Source organism: Salmonella sp. SAL00672, from assembly GCF_046552175.1.
Lineage (GTDB): Bacteria > Pseudomonadota > Gammaproteobacteria > Enterobacterales > Enterobacteriaceae > Salmonella > Salmonella enterica.
The window spans coordinates 337,535-356,265 of record NZ_JBGDUQ010000004.1 but is presented as its reverse complement, the minus strand read 5'-3'; the positions used below and the strand labels follow the sequence as shown (position 1 = coordinate 356,265).

General features: G+C 54.2%; 15 protein-coding genes. 11 read left to right on the top strand and 4 right to left on the bottom strand.

Annotated elements, in window-relative coordinates:
• Positions 1 to 139 precede the first annotated feature (139 nt).
• Positions 140 to 703, bottom strand: coding sequence for an ADP compounds hydrolase NudE (gene nudE / locus ACLJTG_RS14165; RefSeq protein WP_000045725.1), 564 nt, complete (start codon positions 701 to 703; stop codon positions 140 to 142).
• Positions 704 to 1,025: 322 nt separating this feature from the next.
• Here nudE and igaA point away from each other — a divergent pair, with 322 nt between their 5' ends.
• From igaA to hslO, 4 genes are all read left to right on the top strand, one after another.
• The gene (igaA, locus tag ACLJTG_RS14160) at positions 1,026 to 3,158 is read left to right on the top strand and encodes an intracellular growth attenuator protein IgaA (protein ID WP_000104092.1); all 2,133 of its coding nucleotides are present in this window, start codon (positions 1,026 to 1,028) and stop codon (positions 3,156 to 3,158) included.
• Between the two features lie 64 nt (positions 3,159 to 3,222).
• Complete coding sequence (yrfG, locus tag ACLJTG_RS14155; protein ID WP_001520508.1) at positions 3,223 to 3,891, top strand: GMP/IMP nucleotidase; 669 nt, start codon at positions 3,223 to 3,225, stop codon at positions 3,889 to 3,891.
• Positions 3,892 to 3,901: 10 nt separating this feature from the next.
• Positions 3,902 to 4,303 carry a ribosome-associated heat shock protein Hsp15 gene (gene hslR / locus ACLJTG_RS14150; RefSeq protein ID WP_000660723.1) on the top strand — a complete coding sequence of 134 codons (402 nt, stop codon included), beginning with the start codon at positions 3,902 to 3,904 and terminating at the stop codon, positions 4,301 to 4,303.
• A 24-nt stretch (positions 4,304 to 4,327) separates the two neighbouring features.
• Positions 4,328 to 5,206, top strand: coding sequence for an Hsp33 family molecular chaperone HslO (gene hslO, locus ACLJTG_RS14145; protein ID WP_198898234.1), 879 nt, complete (start codon positions 4,328 to 4,330; stop codon positions 5,204 to 5,206).
• A gap of 108 nt (positions 5,207 to 5,314) precedes the next feature.
• Here hslO and ACLJTG_RS14140 read toward each other — a convergent pair whose 3' ends face one another.
• On the bottom strand, positions 5,315 to 7,024 hold the full coding sequence (locus ACLJTG_RS14140) for a DUF4153 domain-containing protein (protein WP_198898235.1): 1,710 nt from the start codon (positions 7,022 to 7,024) through the stop codon (positions 5,315 to 5,317).
• 379 nt (positions 7,025 to 7,403) lie between these two features.
• Between ACLJTG_RS14140 and pckA the strand changes: the two genes are divergently transcribed.
• Entirely contained in the window at positions 7,404 to 9,023 is a 1,620-nt protein-coding gene (pckA, locus tag ACLJTG_RS14135) for a phosphoenolpyruvate carboxykinase (ATP) (RefSeq protein ID WP_001265689.1), read from the top strand.
• A 74-nt stretch (positions 9,024 to 9,097) separates the two neighbouring features.
• Here pckA and envZ read toward each other — a convergent pair whose 3' ends face one another.
• Complete coding sequence (gene envZ, locus ACLJTG_RS14130) at positions 9,098 to 10,450, bottom strand: two-component system sensor histidine kinase EnvZ (RefSeq protein ID WP_001253818.1); 1,353 nt, start codon at positions 10,448 to 10,450, stop codon at positions 9,098 to 9,100.
• A complete protein-coding gene (gene ompR, locus ACLJTG_RS14125) occupies positions 10,447 to 11,166 on the bottom strand; it encodes a two-component system response regulator OmpR (RefSeq protein WP_001157751.1) in 720 nt (239 codons plus the stop codon). The genes envZ and ompR overlap by 4 nt, the downstream gene beginning before the upstream one ends.
• Positions 11,167 to 11,391: 225 nt before the next feature.
• On the opposite strand from ompR, the gene greB reads away from it, so the two are divergent.
• The 6 genes from greB (at position 11,392) to ACLJTG_RS14095 (ending at position 18,705) form a co-directional block, all read left to right on the top strand.
• Positions 11,392 to 11,865, top strand: coding sequence for a transcription elongation factor GreB (greB, locus tag ACLJTG_RS14120; protein WP_000856695.1), 474 nt, complete (start codon positions 11,392 to 11,394; stop codon positions 11,863 to 11,865).
• A gap of 98 nt (positions 11,866 to 11,963) precedes the next feature.
• Complete coding sequence (locus ACLJTG_RS14115) at positions 11,964 to 14,294, top strand: Tex-like N-terminal domain-containing protein (RefSeq protein WP_198898236.1); 2,331 nt, start codon at positions 11,964 to 11,966, stop codon at positions 14,292 to 14,294.
• 436 nt (positions 14,295 to 14,730) lie between these two features.
• Positions 14,731 to 14,958 carry a ferrous iron transporter A gene (gene feoA / locus ACLJTG_RS14110; protein ID WP_001160955.1) on the top strand — a complete coding sequence of 76 codons (228 nt, stop codon included), beginning with the start codon at positions 14,731 to 14,733 and terminating at the stop codon, positions 14,956 to 14,958.
• An 18-nt stretch (positions 14,959 to 14,976) separates the two neighbouring features.
• Positions 14,977 to 17,295, top strand: coding sequence for a Fe(2+) transporter permease subunit FeoB (feoB, locus tag ACLJTG_RS14105; RefSeq protein WP_000736983.1), 2,319 nt, complete (start codon positions 14,977 to 14,979; stop codon positions 17,293 to 17,295).
• Positions 17,296 to 17,307: 12 nt separating this feature from the next.
• On the top strand, positions 17,308 to 17,544 hold the full coding sequence (gene feoC, locus ACLJTG_RS14100) for a [Fe-S]-dependent transcriptional repressor FeoC (protein ID WP_000157589.1): 237 nt from the start codon (positions 17,308 to 17,310) through the stop codon (positions 17,542 to 17,544).
• A 234-nt stretch (positions 17,545 to 17,778) separates the two neighbouring features.
• A complete protein-coding gene (locus ACLJTG_RS14095; RefSeq protein WP_000235952.1) occupies positions 17,779 to 18,705 on the top strand; it encodes an Rpn family recombination-promoting nuclease/putative transposase in 927 nt (308 codons plus the stop codon).
• Positions 18,706 to 18,731: the final 26 nt, after the last annotated feature.

Here is an 18,731-nt window from a genome sequence, read left to right as displayed (position 1 = left end):
TGAAATACAAAACGCCCGATGATGTTCATCAGGCGTTTTACAGACAAAAAACTGTCAACCTATATCAGGACTAGTCAGTTTGCCGGCTGACGGCGAACAGGGAGACGAACTTTCCGTTGGCTCGATCAACGCAGCGCCATCAGGCAATTCGGCCCTGCGCTTTCAACCACTCGCGTACCAGAAACAGCGCGCTGACGTTGCGGGCCTCGTTAAAATCGGGGTCTTCCAGCAGATCCATTAAATGCGCCAGCGGCCAGCGAACCTGCGGCAATGGCTCAGGCTCGTCGCCTTCCAGCGACTCCGGATAGAGATCTTCCGCCACCACGATATTCATTTTGCTGGAAAAATAAGAGGGCGCCATGCTGAGTTTTTTTAAGAAGGTCAGGTTATGCGCGCCAAACCCGACTTCTTCTTTGAGCTCCCGGTTCGCCGCTTCAAAAACGGTCTCACCCGGGTCGATCAATCCTTTCGAGAAGCCCAGCTCATAGGATTCGGTTCCCACCGCATACTCACGAATAAGAATCAGATGCTCATCAACGATCGGCACAATCATTACCGCCTCACGGGTTGATGGTCGCATACGTTCATACACGCGACGCACGCCGTTGCTGAACTCCAGATCCACGCTTTCTACGTTAAACAGTCGGGATTGTGCGACGGTTTCCACTTTCAGAATGGTGGGTTTTTGTAATGATTTGCTCATTGTGAGAATCTTTGCAGTGTAATCTGTGGTCATTGTGCGACATACCGCACGGTTTCGGCAATGCGAATTGCCGTTTATTTACATTTATGTAACGTAATAAAAATTAATTCTTATTTCAAATTAAAAGTCAATAGGTTGAAATAACTCCAGGAATTTGCTGATATTCCGTTTTTGGTGGTATTGCTATGATTTGCCTTCACTGGGATGCGCTTTACAATGCTCAAGTTCAACTCCACGCTTGCCGATAGCCAACCACAGAAAAATGTTTATTGGACAGGGTGCGACTGACCACGCCTGACAGACTTAGTAAGATGGGGAAAGCATGAGCACCATTCTGATTTTTATAGCTGCTTTGCTGGCCTGCTCTCTACTGGCAATATGGCGGTTCCGGGTAAAGTCCAGACGAGGGAGCTTACCGTGGATCAGCGCCTTTCAGGACGCGCAAACGCGTAAACTGTTGCCCGAAGAGCGCAGCGCGGTAGAAAACTATCTCGATAACCTTAGCCAGATCCAGCAAGTTCCGGGGCCGACAGGCGCCAGTGCTGCGCCCATCTCGCTGACGCTGAACGCGGAAAGCAACAGTGTCGTGATACTGACTCACTCCATCACCCGCTACGGCATTACCACTGACGATCCTAATAAATGGCGCTACTACCTCGACTCCGTCGAAGTCCATCTGCCGCCTTTCTGGGAACAGTACATCAATGATGAAAACAACGTTGAGCTAATCCTCACGGATACGCTGCCGCTGGTGATCTCTTTAAACGGCCATACGCTGCAAGAGTATATGCAGGAGTCGCGCGGCTACGCGCTACAGAATACGGCCTCTACGCAGGCGTCGATTCGCGGCGAAGAGAGCGAGCAGATTGAGCTGTTGAATATCCGTCAGGAGACCCACGAAGAATATGCGCTCAGCCGCCCGGCTGGCTTGCGCGAAGCGTTGTTAATCGTCGCCTCCTTTTTGTTATTCTTTTTCTGTCTGATAACGCCAGACGTTTTTGTACCGTGGATGATAGGCGGCGCGATCCTGTTGCTGGCAGCCGGACTTTGGGGACTTTTTGCGCCGCCGTCGAAAAGTGCGCTGCGGGAAATTCACTGTCTGCGGGGAACGCCCCGCCGCTGGGGACTGTTTGGGGAGAATAATCAGGAGCAGATTAACAATATTTCGCTGGGCATCATCGACCTTATTTACCCTGCCCACTGGCAACCCTACATTACGCAGGATCTTGGGCAACAAACGGATATTGATATTTACCTTGATCGCCATGTCGCGCGCCAGGGCCGGTTTTTATCCCTGCATGATGAAGTGAAAAACTTCCCGTTGCAGCACTGGTTACGCAGCACTGTTATTGCTATCGGTTCGCTGCTGGTGTTGTTTATGCTGCTGTTCTGGATCCCGCTGGATATGCCAATCAAGTTCACGCTATCGTGGATGAAAGGCGCGCAAACCATTGAAGCGACAACGGTAAAACAGCTTGAAAAAGCTGGCGTGCGGGTGGGCGATACGCTGCACCTGAGCGGTAAAGGAATGTGTAATATTCATTCCGGCGCGACCTGGAGCGGCCAGTCTAACTCACCGTTTATGCCGTTCGATTGCTCGCAAATCATCTGGAATGACGCGCCTGCGTTACCGCTACCGGAATCAGACCTGGTGAATAAAGCGATGGCGCTAAGCCAGGCGGTAAATCGTCAGCTCCATCCAAAACCCGAAGACGACTCGCGCGTCAGCGCATCTTTACGCTCCGCGATCCAAAAATCGGGCATGGTATTATTAGATGACTTTGGCGATATTGTTCTGAAAACCGCTGATTTGTGCGCGGCGGAAGACGAGTGCGTGCGTCTGAAAAATGCGCTGGTTAATCTCGGTAACAGTAAGGACTGGAACGCGCTGGTGAAACGCGCGAACGCCGGCAAACTGGACGGCGTCAACGTGCTGCTACGCCCCGTAAGCGCAGAGTCGCTGGAAAATCTGGTCACGACCTCAACGGCGCCGTTTATTTCTCGCGAGACCGCGCGTGCCGCCCAGTCGCTGAATAGCCCCGCTCCCGGCGGATTCCTGATCGCCAGCGATGAAGGCAGCGAACTGGTTGATCAGGCCTGGCCGTCAACGCCGCTGTATGACTATCCCGCGCAGGAACAGTGGAGCGCCTTCCAGCGTCTGGCGCAAACGCTCATGCAGACGCCATTTAGCGCCGAGGGCATTGTCACCAGCGTGTATACCGATGCCAACGGTACGCAGCATATCAGCCTGCATCGTATCCCCGATAAATCCGGCTGGTGGCGTTACCTCGGTACCACGCTGCTGATGTTGGCAATGATAGTGAGCGCGGTCTACAACGGCATTCAGGCGTTCAGACGTTATCAACGCCACCGTACCCGTATGGCGGACATCCAGGAATACTATGAAAGCTGCCTCAATCCCAGGTTAACCGTCTCTCCGGAAAATCTCATCTGATAGCGCCGCCGTGCGACAGGGTATGCTACCCTGTCGCGCAAATTGCGTTACCCTGGAGTTCCCCATGCATATTGATATTGACTGGCAAAACGTGGATACCGTTTTGCTGGATATGGACGGCACGCTGCTCGATCTCGCGTTCGATAACTATTTCTGGCAAAAGCTGGTACCGGAAACCTACGGCGCGCAGCAGGGTATTTCGCCGCAGGACGCGCAGGAATATATTCGCCAGCAGTATCATGCCGTACAGCATACGCTAAACTGGTACTGTCTGGATTACTGGAGCGAGCGTCTGGGTCTGGATATTTGCGCCATGACGACGGCGCAAGGGCCGCGCGCCGTTTTGCGCGACGATACCGTACCGTTTCTGAATGCGTTAAAAGCCAGCGGAAAACGTCGGATTCTGCTCACCAATGCGCATCCACATAACCTGGCGGTGAAGCTGGAGCATACCGGTCTGGCCTCACACCTTGATTTATTACTTTCCACCCACACATTTGGTTATCCCAAAGAGGATCAGCGGTTATGGCGCGCTGTCACTGAGGAAACGGGAATAAGCGCAGAGAAAACGCTGTTTATCGATGACAGCGAACCGATTCTCGACGCCGCCGCCCGGTTTGGTATTCGCTACTGTCTTGGCGTGACGAATCCCGATTCCGGCCTGGCGGAAAAGCACTATACGCGCCATCCGTCCCTGAACGACTACCGCCGTCTGATCCCCTCGCTGATGTGAAGGAGACGCCATGAAAGAAAAGTCCTCCGTTGAGGTCAGACTGGATAAATGGCTGTGGGCCGCGCGTTTTTATAAAACCCGCGCGATGGCCCGCGAGATGATTGAAGGCGGTAAGGTGCATTACAACGGCCAGCGCAGTAAGCCGAGCAAAATCGTCGAGCTGAACGCAACCCTTACCCTGCGTCAGGGAAATGACGAACGGACGGTGATCGTTAAAGCCATCACCGAACAGCGCCGTCCGGCCAGCGAAGCCGTCGCTCTGTATGAAGAGACGGCGGAAAGCGTGGAAAAACGCGAAAAAATGGCGCAGGCACGCAAGCTTAACGCCCTGACCATGCCGCATCCGGACAGGCGACCGGACAAGAAAGAGCGCCGCGACCTGTTACGATTTAAACACGGCGACAGCGAATAACTGTCACCCGCAAGAGAGATGATTATGCCGCAACATGACCAATTACATCGTTATCTGTTTGAAAAATTTGCCGTTCGCGGCGAGCTGGTAACCGTTTCGGAAACCTTGCAACAGATCCTCGACAATCATAACTATCCGCAGCCGGTGAAAACCGTACTGGCCGAACTGCTGGTCGCCACTAGCCTACTGACCGCGACGCTGAAGTTTGCTGGTGACATTACGGTACAGCTCCAGGGCGACGGGCCATTAAGCCTGGCGGTGATCAATGGCAATAATCAGCAGCAGATGCGCGGCGTGGCTCGCGTTCAGGGCGACATCCCTGACAATACGGATCTCAAAACGCTGGTTGGCAACGGCTATCTGGTGATCACCATTACGCCGGAAGAGGGTGAGCGCTATCAGGGCGTAGTGGGTCTGGAAGGCGATACTCTGGCGGCGTGCCTGGAAGATTACTTCCTGCGCTCCGAGCAGTTGCCGACGCGCCTGTTTATTCGTACCGGCGATGTCGACGGTAAACCGGCGGCAGGTGGAATGTTGCTCCAGGTGATGCCAGCACAGAACGCGCAGGCGGAGGATTTCGACCATCTGGCCATGTTGACGGAAACCATTAAAAGCGAAGAGCTGCTGACGTTACCGGCAAATGACGTTTTGTGGCGTTTGTATCACGAAGAAGAAGTCACGCTCTACGATCCGCAAGATGTTGAGTTCAAATGCACCTGTTCACGCGAACGTTGCGCGGGCGCGCTGAAAACATTGCCGGATGAAGAAGTGGACAGCATTCTGGCGGAAGAAGGCGAAATCGATATGCACTGCGATTACTGCGGCAATCATTACCTGTTCAATGCGATGGATATCGCGGAGATCCGTAACAACGCCTCTCCTGCCGATCCACAGGTTCATTAATCGCCTCTTAGTCGGCAACATCATTGTCTGATGGCGGCGCTTATCTGGCCTACAGCATCCCGCTCCGTAGGCCGGATAAGGCATTTATGCCGCCATCCGGCAAAAAGCTTACTCGTTGTAGTAATCCACATCCAACCGCTGACCATCAACAATGATATCGCGCCAGGCTTTGGGGGCTGAGTCTAACCGATGCCCGGCAATCGCGTGCAACAGTTGCGTCTTAGAAAACCCGTCCGGCAGTCGGGCGAACGCTTTCTGCGTCCATTTCCCCTCTTTTAAGCCGTAGACCTGGCTCTCGGCAACAATAAAGTTATACAGCACCTGCTCAGGCTGACCGTCGCCGTTAAGATCCTGACTCACCAGCACGCAGGCATCCGGTTCAAGGCAGGAATCGTCCGAATAACTCTGCTCTTTGACAAACGCCCAAAATGCGGCATCCGGCTTCTGGCTACCGGGCGCAATCATCACCACCCGCGCTAAATCGTCCGCCGTCGGAGAGACCTTATTTCTCTGCAAAAACGTCATCAGTTCACGATTGCGCTTTCTGTTCTGCGTAAACGCCTCGTCATCCCGCAACGATTTCAGCGCTTCCTGGCCAGGTTTGCCGCTGTGATCCAGCATATACAGGCTGATCTGATCCGCAGTAATTTTACCACTATGGTAACGCGCCATATGGCTGTTGACGCTAATACGCCAGACATCAAGTACAGGCGAGGCCAGCAACAGCAATATCACCAGCGTCAACAAAGAGACGCTCAGTATCACCTTGCCTTGCCACTCACCAGGGTCGCGTCCGCGGCGTAACAGACCGATCAGATAACCGAAGGACCATACCAGCAAGACAGACGCCGTCAGCGCGCCATACAGACGATCCGGCGTCCAGCCGTATTGCTGAATGCGTACCCATAGCGCCCAGCCCGCCAGCAGCATATATATCGGGGCAACGCACAGCGAGGCGCTAATCAAACCGCGTAATACGCGCGGATAGGGTAATACGCGCTTTTGCGGTTCGTTGACAATCGCCACGAGGAGCAGCAGCATCAGCGTCAGCGTGGATAGCAGCCCCGCAGCGGAAACACGCGCAGAAATCGCCTCCAGTCCGGTAAAGGGTAACGTCACAATAAACAGCAATGCCAGCAGCGACACCACCGGCAGTAACCCCGTCGCGATCAGCGTCAGCAGCTTTTGCACCGCCGCTACAAGGCGCGACTGCGTGCGGGCGAGAATGACAGCCAGCGCCGTAATCAAGCCGATGGTCACATAAATAAAGGCTTCAGTTTCAAAGAAAAGGGTGCTGAAAAAGCGGATGCCCACCAGCCTGAATAGCGCGCTCCAGAGCAGAAGCACCAGCCAGAACAGTCCGTTAGCGCCCAGGACGATAAACAATGTCAGTACGTTATGCCATAACCGCAGATAAAACTGGGGATAACGCGCCGAACCGGTTTGCGAATGTAACTGATATTGCATCCAGGGTAAGACCAGCATCGCCATCAACACAAGCCGGAGACCATACAGCCAGAGGAGCTCGGCCAGGCGCCATTTCTCCACCGTCTCAACCTGCCATTTCAGCCAGCCGCTCATTGCCAGCACGACCACAAAGGTCAGCCCCAGCCAGCCCCACAGCGCGCGCTGTTTAAAAGAAACCACGGTAAGCAATAGCATTGACGACAACGCTATCGTCGCAGGCATACCATAGAACAGCCAGTCGCTATTTTGTGGTACCAGCCAGGCCATCAGCAGGTAGCACAAGACGCCCTGCAGCAAACCGGTGAGCAACATACCCCAGCGAGTAGTACGTGAAAGCGCTACACTTTCCATGTCGTTATCCAGAATGATGAGAAAGTCGCATTATTGCATCATCTGTTCACCGCCAGGCGTCGTCATGCATAATTCAGAAAAAAACGCAGAGAGGTGAATCGATATTGTTAATGTTGGTGTTACGTAACTTTCTTACATGAATGCGATTACAGTCACATTATGTCGGTCAAAAACACTTCCTTTTAACGTTTTCAGAACATTTTCCACAACAAAAGTAGGTTTCCTGCCATAATAACCGCCGCTGCGTGACAGGAGTCACAGTGTTTTTCGTCAATCGTGATTTTGTCCAGATACGTAAATCTATGAGCCTTGTCGCGGTTAACCAACCTCAAAAAACCTTACTATTTTCGGTAATATATATTGGCTAAGGAGCAGTGATATGCGCGTTAACAATTTAACCCCGCAAGATCTCAAGGCTTATGGTATCAACGACGTCCAGGATATCGTTTACAATCCCAGCTACGACACCCTTTATCAGGAAGAACTTAATCCTGGTCTGGAAGGCTATGAGCGTGGCGTGTTAACTAACCTGGGCGCTGTTGCCGTTGATACCGGTATTTTTACCGGTCGTTCGCCTAAGGATAAGTATATTGTTCGCGACGACACCACGCGTGATACGCTGTGGTGGTCCGATAAGGGTAAAGGTAAAAACGATAATAAGCCGCTTTCCCAGGAAACCTGGCAACACCTGAAAGGTCTGGTGACGCATCAGCTTTCTGGTAAACGCTTATTCATTGTTGATGCGTTCTGCGGCGCAAATGCCGATACGCGTCTTTCCGTGCGCTTTATTACGGAAGTCGCCTGGCAGGCCCACTTCGTTAAAAATATGTTCATTCGCCCAACGGACGAAGAGCTGGTAGGCTTCAAACCTGACTTTATTGTCATGAACGGCGCGAAGTGCACCAACCCGCAGTGGAAAGAGCAAGGGCTGAACTCGGAAAACTTCGTGGCGTTCAACCTGACTGAACGTATTCAGCTTATTGGCGGCACCTGGTACGGCGGCGAAATGAAAAAAGGGATGTTCTCGGTAATGAACTACCTGCTGCCGCTCAAAGGTATCGCCTCAATGCACTGTTCCGCCAACGTGGGTGAAAAAGGCGATGTCGCGGTCTTCTTCGGCCTTTCCGGTACCGGAAAAACCACTCTCTCCACCGACCCGAAACGTCGTCTGATTGGCGATGATGAGCACGGTTGGGATGACGACGGCGTGTTCAACTTTGAAGGCGGCTGCTACGCCAAAACCATCAAACTGTCGAAAGAAGCGGAGCCAGAAATTTATCATGCGATTCGCCGTGATGCGCTGCTGGAAAACGTCACCGTGCGCGAAGACGGCACCGTTGATTTCGACGATGGTTCCAAAACCGAAAATACCCGCGTCTCTTACCCGATCTATCATATCGATAACATCGTTAAGCCCGTGTCCAAAGCAGGTCACGCCACCAAGGTTATCTTCCTGACGGCGGACGCCTTCGGCGTGTTGCCGCCGGTTTCCCGTTTAACCGCTAACCAGACGCAGTACCACTTCCTGTCAGGTTTCACCGCTAAACTGGCCGGCACCGAACGCGGCGTCACCGAACCGACCCCCACCTTCTCCGCCTGCTTCGGCGCCGCGTTCCTGACGCTGCACCCGACGCAGTATGCTGAAGTGCTGGTGAAACGTATGCAAGCAGCGGGCGCGCAGGCTTATCTGGTTAACACCGGCTGGAATGGCACCGGCAAACGTATCTCCATCAAAGATACGCGCGCAATTATCGACGCCATTCTGAACGGTTCTCTTGATAACGCGGAAACCTTCCGTCTGCCGCTGTTCGATCTGGCGATCCCGACTGAACTGCCAGGCGTGGATACCCACATTCTCGACCCGCGTAACACCTACGCGTCGCCGGAACAATGGCAGGAAAAAGCCACCGCGCTGGCGAAACTGTTCATTGAGAACTTCGAGAAGTATACGGATACCCCGGCAGGCGAAGCGCTGGTTAGCGCCGGACCGAAGCTGTAAGGAACAGGCCGGATGGCGGCTTTGAACGGCGTCATCCGGCGTTGAGAAGAAAGGGAGGGTAATACCTCCCTTTCTTATGCCTCTTTTGTCGTCCCCTGGACGCGAGCCACAGGAACCGGTAGCCAGGCGCGAATTGACAATCCGCCACGCTCGCTGGTGCCAATCTCCAGCATCCCGTTATGGTTATCGATAATGCGCTGCACAATCGCCAGCCCCAGCCCTGTGCCGCTGGTGCTACGGGCGCTGTCGCCACGCACAAAAGGCTGGAACAGATGTTTACGCTGCTCCGGCTTAATGCCCGGCCCGTCATCTTCTACCTGAAACCAGGCGCGATGCGACTCGGTGCCGCTGCTGACCTTAATCCAGCCGTTGCCATAGCGGGCAGCATTGACCACCATATTCGCCACCGCGCGCTTAATCGAGAGCGGGTGCATTTTCACCTGGATGCTGCCTGCCTGAAGCGCAGTGTTAATCTCACGCTCATAGCCGCTTTCCGCCGCAATCACCTCGCCCAGCACGGAATTGAGATCCGCCATCTCCATTGGCATTTCCTGACCGGTACGCAGATAGTCAATAAACTGTTCGATAATGGCGTTACACTCTTCGATGTCTTTATTGATCGACTCCGCGAGATAACCGTCTTCCTCGCCCATCATCTCCGTCGCCAGACGAATACGGGTCAACGGCGTGCGCAAGTCGTGGCTGACGCCCGCCATCAATAGCGTACGGTCATCGGCCAATTGCTTCACGCCGGCTGCCATATGGTTAAACGCCCGGGTCACAGAGCGCACTTCAGAGGCGCCATATTCACGCAGCGGCGGCGGAATAATTCCCTTCCCTACCTGCAAGGCGGCATGTTCAAGATCCACTAACGGTCGATTCTGTATACGAATAAACAGCCACGCGCCGCCTATCGCCAGGAGCATGATCGCCAGCGTGTAACGGAAAAGCGGAGAAAAATCGCCCTGATGAATCTCGGTCAGCGGCACGCGCACCCAGATATTGGGCGACAGCCAGGTTTTGAGCCACACGACGGGCGAGCTTTTGTTGACCTCAACGCGCACTTCCGTCGGGCCGCCTAATTGCTGCGCCATCTGGTGGCTTAAGAATTCGTAGTGTTGCGCCCAACGCAACCCGGCCTCTTCGGCGGCTTCGTTGGTGTAGAGAGAGATCCCCAGCTCGCGATAGATTTCCCGGCGAAACGCAGGCGGCACGACTAACTGCGTGCCGTCCTCCAGTTGCAGCTTATCGGTCATCAGCATACGGACTTCGTAAGCCAGAACCTTATTAAACTGCTGGAGGCTCGGCAAAATCGCGAAGTTCAGCACCACCAGGTAGGTCGTCACCAGGCTGACGAACAGCAAGGTGACGATGAGCAACAGCGTGCGGGCAAATGAACTTCGCGGCGAGAAGCGCATTCGCCTCATGCTTTAGAACCGTCCGGTACGAAGACGTAGCCCAGGCCCCAGACGGTCTGAATATAACGCGGATGTGCCGGATCTTCTTCCACCATACGGCGCAGGCGGGAGATCTGGACGTCGATGGAGCGTTCCATCGCGGAATACTCGCGGCCACGGGCCAGATTCATCAGCTTATCGCGAGAGAGCGGCTCGCGCGGATGGCTGACTAACGCTTTCAGTACCGCAAACTCCCCGCTGGTCAGCGGCATCGGTTCATCTTCACGGAACATCTCGCGCGTACCGAGGTTCAGTTTAAACTTACCGAACGCGATAACGGCCTCTTCCTGCGACGGCGCGCCGGGCAGTTCGTTTGCCTGACGACGTAACACGGCGCGAATACGCGCCAACAGCTCGCGCGGGTTAAACGGTTTAGGAATGTAGTCATCGGCGCCGATTTCCAGCCCGACGATACGGTCAACCTCTTCACCCTTCGCCGTGACCATAATGATCGGCATTGGATTACTTTGACTACGCAGGCGACGACAAATCGACAGACCATCTTCACCTGGCAGCATTAAATCCAGTACCATGAGATGGAAAGATTCACGGGTCAGCAGACGATCCATCTGCTCAGCGTTAGCGACGCTTCGAACCTGGAAGCCCTGCTCGGTCAGATAACGTTCCAGTAGCGCCCGCAGACGCATATCGTCATCAACCACCAGAATCTTATAATTCTCTTGCATTGTCTGTACTCCCAAAGGTTCGCAACAAATGTAAGTGTGTATTCTTAAAAAAGCTCACGTGAGTCACCAGCAAATTCTGGTATGAATTTCAGGCTAAATTGTTACAAAGCATATTTAACAGCAGCTTAAATATACAATTAATCGGCAACCCCATTATTTATTCTGTCGGGACGATCACGTTATACCCCGTGTGCGCAATATCGACAGCAAAGGTAAATCAACGAGATGAAAACGCCCCTGATCACCCGCGAAGGGTACGAAACACTCAAACAAGAGCTCAATTATCTCTGGCGTGAAGAGCGCCCGGAGGTCACCAAAAAAGTGACCTGGGCTGCGAGTCTGGGCGACCGCAGCGAGAATGCCGACTATCAGTATAATAAAAAGCGCCTGCGTGAGATCGACAGACGCGTCAGATATCTGACCAAATGCATGGAAAATCTCAAAATCGTGGATTATTCCCCGCAGCAGGAGGGCAAAGTCTTCTTCGGCGCCTGGGTGGAAATTGAAAATGATGACGGCGATACGCTGAAGTTCCGCATTGTCGGCTACGATGAAATTTTCGGACGTAAGGATTACATCTCTATCGACTCGCCGATGGCGCGGGCGCTACTGAAAAAAGAAGTGGGCGATCTGGCGGTGGTCAACACCCCTGTCGGCGAAGCAAACTGGTACGTCAATGCGATCGAATACGTCAAATAAGACAAGAAGAATCCTAAGCCCCCGCTGATGGCTGGCATTTTTGCCAGCCAATCCGTATAACTATCCCCTGATTTTTATCCTGAAGACGAAGCTAACCCATGATGAATGATTCTTTCTGCCGCATTATTGCGGGTGAAATCCAGGCAAATGCCGGACAGGTTGAAGCTGCCGTTCGCCTGCTTGACGAAGGGAACACCGTGCCGTTTATCGCACGTTATCGTAAAGAAATCACCGGCGGTCTGGATGACACGCAGTTGCGTAACCTGGAAACGCGTCTGGGCTATCTGCGTGAGCTGGAAGACAGGCGTCAGGCCATCCTCAAGTCCATTTCCGAACAAGGCAAACTGACCGATGAGCTGGCTGGCGCCATCAACGCTACGTTAAGTAAGACCGAGCTCGAAGACCTCTACCTGCCCTATAAACCTAAACGCCGCACCCGTGGACAAATCGCCATTGAAGCCGGCCTTGAGCCGCTGGCCGATCTGCTCTGGAACGAGCCGTCCCACGATCCTGACGTGGAAGCGGCAAAGTACATTGATGGCGACAAAGGCGTGGCGGACACGAAAGCCGCGCTCGACGGCGCACGCTACATTCTGATGGAGCGCTTTGCCGAAGACGCCGCATTGCTGGCGAAAGTACGTGATTACCTGTGGAAGAACGCCCATCTGGTCGCCACAGTCGTGAGCGGCAAAGAGGAAGAAGGGGCAAAATTCCGCGACTATTTCGACCATCATGAGCCCATTGCTAACGTCCCGTCTCACCGTGCGCTGGCCATGTTCCGTGGTCGTAACGAAGGCATTCTGCAACTTTCGCTCAATGCCGACCCACAGTTTGATGAGCCGCCAAAAGAGAGCTACTGCGAGCAAATCATCATGGACCATCTCGGCCTGCGGCTGAATAACGCCCCGGCGGATAGCTGGCGCAAAGGCGTAGTGAGCTGGACGTGGCGTATCAAAGTCTTAATGCACCTCGAAACCGAACTGATGGGCACCGTGCGCGAACGTGCGGAAGACGAAGCGATTAACGTGTTTGCGCGTAACCTGCACGACCTGCTGATGGCAGCCCCCGCAGGCCTGCGCGCCACGATGGGCCTTGATCCTGGCCTGCGTACCGGCGTAAAAGTCGCTGTCGTTGACGGCACCGGCAAGCTGGTGGCGACGGATACCATTTATCCGCATACCGGTCAGGCGGCCAAAGCGGCTACAGTGATCGCCGCGCTGTGCGAAAAATACCACGTCGAACTGGTCGCGATTGGCAACGGTACGGCCTCGCGTGAAACCGAACGCTTCTATCTCGACGTACAAAAACAGTTCCCGAACGTGACGGCGCAGAAAGTGATCGTCAGCGAAGCGGGGGCGTCCGTGTATTCCGCTTCTGAGCTGGCGGCGCAGGAGTTTCCGGATCTCGACGTCTCCCTGCGCGGCGCGGTCTCTATCGCGCGTCGTCTGCAGGATCCGCTGGCGGAACTGGTGAAAATCGATCCGAAATCGATCGGCGTCGGCCAATATCAACACGATGTCAGCCAGACGCAGCTGGCGCGTAAGCTGGATGCGGTGGTCGAAGACTGCGTAAACGCCGTCGGCGTCGATTTGAATACCGCCTCCGTACCGCTGCTGACCCGCGTCGCGGGCTTAACGCGCATGATGGCGCAAAACATCGTCGCCTGGCGCGATGAGAACGGTCAGTTCCAGAATCGCCAGCAACTGTTGAAGGTGAGCCGTCTGGGGCCGAAAGCGTTTGAGCAGTGCGCGGGCTTCCTGCGTATTAACCACGGCGATAACCCACTGGATGCCTCCACCGTCCACCCGGAAGCCTATCCGGTTGTCGAACGCATTCTGGCGGCGACGCAGCAAGCGCTAAAAGATCTGATGGGCAACAGCAACGAATTGCGTCACCTCAAGGCCGCTGATTTTACCGACGATAAATTCGGCGTGCCGACCGTGAGCGATATCATCAAAGAGCTGGAAAAACCGGGCCGCGACCCGCGTCCTGAATTTAAAACCGCGCAATTCGCCGATGGCGTCGAAACCATGAACGACCTGCTGCCGGGCATGATTCTGGAAGGGGCGGTCACTAACGTCACTAACTTCGGCGCGTTTGTCGATATCGGCGTTCATCAGGATGGCCTGGTCCACATCTCTTCCCTGTCGACTAAGTTCGTCGACGATCCGCACACCGTGGTGAAAGCGGGCGACATCGTGAAGGTGAAAGTGCTGGAAGTGGATCTGCAACGTAAGCGTATTGCGCTGACGATGCGTCTGGACGAACAGCCCGGCGAAACCGCCGCTCGCCGCGGCGGCGGCGCCGATCGCGCTCAGGGCAACCGCCCGGCATCAAAAGCGGCGAAACCGCGCGGTCGTGACACCCAGCCAGCCGGTAACAGCGCCATGATGGACGCGCTGGCAGCCGCAATGGGAAAAAAACGCTAATCGGGTAATACGCAGGCCGGGTTACTTCTTATCCGGCCTGCGATTTTGCAATACGTCCAACCCTTTCTTTTTTAATTAACAATTAAATCTTACCCATTAGAATCTGTTAATTAATTTCCTTCTGCTATCCGCACTATTAATTATCACTTTATTAACAGATGAAACCTTAATTAAACATTAAAAACGGTGAATATTTGCACATTAGAGGTATTTGCAAAAAGACAAATAAATGTTGAGCCATATCAACATCGGCGCAAATTATCGCTTATTTGTACATTCCGTCACATTTTAATCGTTGAAGATAGAAACCATTCTCATTATCATTGTGTTGTTGATTATTTACTCTTTCCTTCGTTGGCTAAACATCGGGTCTCCTGCCGCCCCCCTGAGCGCCGCATGAGGTATACATCCAGTTAGTAAGAAACAAGTAGGTCGTATGCAATTCACTCCTGACACTGCGTGGAAAATCACCGGCTTTGCGCGTGAAATCAGCCCGGCGTATCGTCAAAAACTGCTTTCGCTCGGCATGTTGCCCGGCTCTTCATTTAATGTCGTCCGCGTCGCGCCCTTAGGCGATCCGATCCATATCGAAACACGACGCGTGAGTCTGGTTTTGCGTAAAAAGGATTTGGCGTTAATAGAAGTGGAAGCGGTTTCCTGTTAATACAGTGAGTCTATAAAAATGAAAAAATTAACCATTGGTTTAATTGGTAATCCTAATTCCGGCAAGACCACCTTATTTAACCAACTCACCGGCGCGCGTCAGCGCGTGGGGAACTGGGCTGGCGTCACCGTCGAGCGTAAAGAGGGCCAGTTCGCGACAACTGACCACCAGGTCACGCTGGTAGATTTACCCGGCACCTATTCTCTGACGACCATCTCGTCACAAACCTCTCTCGACGAACAGATCGCCTGCCACTACATCCTGAGCGGCGACGCCGACCTGTTGATAAACGTTGTGGACGCCTCCAATCTGGAGCGCAACCTCTATTTGACGCTGCAACTGCTGGAGCTGGGTATCCCCTGTATTGTCGCGCTCAACATGCTGGATATCGCCGAAAAACAGCAGGTTCGTATTGATGTCGACGCTCTGTCCACGCGTCTGGGTTGCCCTGTCGTACCGCTGGTATCGACTCGCGGCCGCGGTATCGAGGCGCTGAAACTGGCCATTGACCGTCACAACGCTAACGACAACGTCGAACTGGTGCATTATGCCCAGCCGCTGCTGCGCGAAGCGGGTTTCCTGGCCGACGCGATGGCCCAGGAGATGCCTTTACAACAGCGCCGCTGGCTGGGTCTGCAAATGCTGGAGGGCGATATCTACAGCCGGGCTTACGCAGGCGAGGCGGCGCAAAACCTGGACACCTCCCTTGCCCGTCTGAAGGATGAAATGGACGACCCGGCGCTGCATATCGCCGACGCCCGTTATCAGTGTATCGCCGCTATTTGCGACGTGGTCAGCAATACCCTGACAGCCGAACCCAGCCGCTTCACCAGGGCGGTCGATAAAATTATCCTGAACCGCTTCCTCGGCTTACCGATTTTTTTGTTCGTAATGTACCTGATGTTCCTGCTCGCCATTAACATCGGCGGCGCGTTGCAACCCCTGTTTGATGCCGGTTCCGTCGCCATCTTTATTCATGGCATTCAATGGATTGGCTACACGCTGCACTTCCCGGATTGGTTAACCATCTTCCTGGCGCAAGGTCTTGGCGGCGGGATCAATACCGTCCTGCCGCTGGTGCCGCAAATCGGGATGATGTACCTGTTCCTCTCCTTCCTTGAAGACTCCGGTTATATGGCGCGCGCGGCCTTCGTCATGGATCGCCTGATGCAGGCGCTGGGACTACCGGGTAAATCCTTCGTGCCGCTGATTGTCGGCTTCGGCTGTAACGTACCTTCCGTGATGGGCGCCCGCACGCTTGACGCTCCGCGCGAACGCCTGATGACCATCATGATGGCGCCGTTTATGTCCTGTGGCGCGCGCCTGGCGATTTTCGCCGTCTTTGCCGCCGCCTTCTTCGGGCAAAACGGCGCGCTGGCGGTCTTCTCGCTATACGTGCTGGGTATTGTCATGGCGGTATTAACCGGCCTGATGCTGAAACATACCATTATGCGCGGCGAAGCCTCTCCGTTTGTGATGGAGCTGCCGGTTTACCACGTACCGCATATCAAGAGCCTGATCATCCAGACCTGGCAACGCCTGAAAGGTTTTGTACTACGCGCCGGTAAAGTCATTATCATCGTGAGTATTTTCCTGAGCGCGTTTAACAGTTTCTCGCTGAGCGGCAAAATCGTCGATAACATTAATGACTCCGCCCTCGCCTCTGTAAGCCGGGTCATCACACCAGTCTTTAAACCGATCGGCGTCCATGAGGATAACTGGCAAGCGACCGTGGGTCTGTTTACGGGCGCCATGGCGAAAGAAGTTGTCGTCGGTACGCTGAACACGCTCTACACCGCCGAAAATATTCAGGACGAAGCGTTTAATCCTGCCGACTTCCACCTCGGCGATGAACTGCTGGGCGCGGTTGACGATACCTGGCAAAGCCTGAAAGACACCTTTAGCCTGAGCGTACTGGCTAACCCGATCGAAGCGAGTAAAGGTGACGGCGAAATGGCGACCGGCGCGATGGGCGTGATGGATCAAAAATTCGGCAGCGCCGCGGCGGCGTACAGTTACCTGATTTTCGTCCTGCTTTACGTACCGTGTATCTCGGTAATGGGCGCTATCGCCCGCGAGTCCAGCCGCGGCTGGATGGGCTTCTCCATCCTGTGGGGGCTGAATATCGCCTATTCGCTCGCCACGCTGTTCTACCAGGTTACCAGCTTCAGTCAGCACCCGACGTACAGCCTGATCTGTATTCTGGCAGTGATCGTCTTTAACGTTGTGGTGTTAAGCCTGTTACGCCGCGCCCGCAGCCGTGTAGACATTGAACTGCTGGCAACCCGCAAAAACGTCAGTTCCTGTTGTTCGGGCACTGCGGGCAATTGTCACTAAGGGATGTAAAAAATGGCTTCATTGATACAGGTTCGCGATCTACTGGCGCTGCGGGGGCGTATGGAAGCAACGCAGATCAGCCATACGCTGCACGCTCCGCAGCCCATGATCGACGCCATGCTGAATCAACTGGAGATCATGGGTAAAGCGGTACGTATCCCGGAAGAACCGGACGGCTGCCTTTCAGGCAGCTGTAAAAGTTGTCCGGAAGGTAAAGCCTGCCTGCGCGAATGGTGGGCCTTGCGTTAGCCTTCGCCGGGTAGCGACGTAACGCGTCTTATCCGGCCTTTATCCCGCGTTATGTTGCCCGGTACGCGTCACGCTGCCGGGCAATTTTGCGTCATGCCTTCCACAAAGATGAAAGCGTTACCGCCGTGCGCATTTATCTCCCCATGCGCCTCGCAAGCGCACTAATCCTCTACTGCAATCAGCCCGGTCTGCGCGTAGCGTCACGCCATTGAACTTCACCGATGACGGATCGATATGGCGACCTCAACAACATCCACGCCGCATGACGCGGTATTCAAACAGTTTCTATGCCACCCCGATACTGCACGGGATTTTTTGGAAATTCATCTCCCGACGACATTACGTCAAATCTGTAATCTGAATACGTTACGGCTGGAGTCCGGTAGCTTTATTGAAGAGGATTTACGCCCCCATTATTCCGATATCCTTTGGTCGCTGGAAACAAGTGAAGGTGACGGTTACATTTACGTGGTTATTGAACATCAGAGTACGCCGGACGCGCATATGGCATTTCGGCTGATGCGTTACGCAATGGCTGCAATGCAACGGCACCTGGAGGCCGGGCATAAGACGTTGCCATTAGTGGTGCCAATGCTGTTTTACCACGGAAACCGAAGCCCGTATCCGTTCTCATTATGCTGGCTGGATGAATTTGCCGACCCGGTGATGGCGCGTAAGCTATACGCCACCGCCTTTCCTCTGGTCGATATTACGGTCGTGCCGGACGACGAGATTATGCGACACCGACGGGTCGCGCTGCTGGAACTCATACAAAAACACATCCGCCAGCGCGATCTGATGGGGCTTGTCGAACAGCTGGTCGCCCTGCTGGTTAAGGGATACGCTAATGACACCCAGCTTCAAAGTCTGTTTAATTACATGATGCACACTGGCGACGCCGCGCGCTTCAATACGTTTATCCGCCAGGTGGCTATGCGTATCCCACAGCATAAGGAGAAGATCATGACTATCGCAGAAAGATTACGTCAGGAAGGACATCGTAACGGGTTACAGAAAGGGCTACAACAAGGCAAACAGGAAGGCCAACGGCTCGCCGCATTGCGCATTGCCCGCTCCATGCTAAACGATGGTTTCGATCGCGATACCGTGCTTAGGGTTACCGGGCTGGCGCCTGCCGATCTGGCGTCTGAAAGCCATTAATCTGGCAGAATGGTCCGGGCCCGGCA

Bases quoted from the DNA above. Each gene is read 5' to 3' on its own strand.
- feoA (WP_001160955.1), top strand. From the start codon at position 14,731: ATGCAATTCACTCCTGACACTGCGTGGAAAATCACCGGCTTTGCGCGT.
- ACLJTG_RS14115 (WP_198898236.1), top strand. From the start codon at position 11,964: ATGATGAATGATTCTTTCTGCCGCATTATTGCGGGTGAAATCCAGGCA.
- yrfG (WP_001520508.1), top strand. From the start codon at position 3,223: ATGCATATTGATATTGACTGGCAAAACGTGGATACCGTTTTGCTGGAT.
- feoB (WP_000736983.1), top strand. From the start codon at position 14,977: ATGAAAAAATTAACCATTGGTTTAATTGGTAATCCTAATTCCGGCAAG.
- igaA (WP_000104092.1), top strand. From the start codon at position 1,026: ATGAGCACCATTCTGATTTTTATAGCTGCTTTGCTGGCCTGCTCTCTA.
- feoC (WP_000157589.1), top strand. From the start codon at position 17,308: ATGGCTTCATTGATACAGGTTCGCGATCTACTGGCGCTGCGGGGGCGT.
- nudE (WP_000045725.1), bottom strand. From the start codon at position 703: ATGAGCAAATCATTACAAAAACCCACCATTCTGAAAGTGGAAACCGTC.
- ACLJTG_RS14140 (WP_198898235.1), bottom strand. From the start codon at position 7,024: ATGGAAAGTGTAGCGCTTTCACGTACTACTCGCTGGGGTATGTTGCTC.
- envZ (WP_001253818.1), bottom strand. From the start codon at position 10,450: ATGAGGCGAATGCGCTTCTCGCCGCGAAGTTCATTTGCCCGCACGCTG.
- hslO (WP_198898234.1), top strand. From the start codon at position 4,328: ATGCCGCAACATGACCAATTACATCGTTATCTGTTTGAAAAATTTGCC.
- pckA (WP_001265689.1), top strand. From the start codon at position 7,404: ATGCGCGTTAACAATTTAACCCCGCAAGATCTCAAGGCTTATGGTATC.
- hslR (WP_000660723.1), top strand. From the start codon at position 3,902: ATGAAAGAAAAGTCCTCCGTTGAGGTCAGACTGGATAAATGGCTGTGG.
- ACLJTG_RS14095 (WP_000235952.1), top strand. From the start codon at position 17,779: ATGGCGACCTCAACAACATCCACGCCGCATGACGCGGTATTCAAACAG.
- greB (WP_000856695.1), top strand. From the start codon at position 11,392: ATGAAAACGCCCCTGATCACCCGCGAAGGGTACGAAACACTCAAACAA.
- ompR (WP_001157751.1), bottom strand. From the start codon at position 11,166: ATGCAAGAGAATTATAAGATTCTGGTGGTTGATGACGATATGCGTCTG.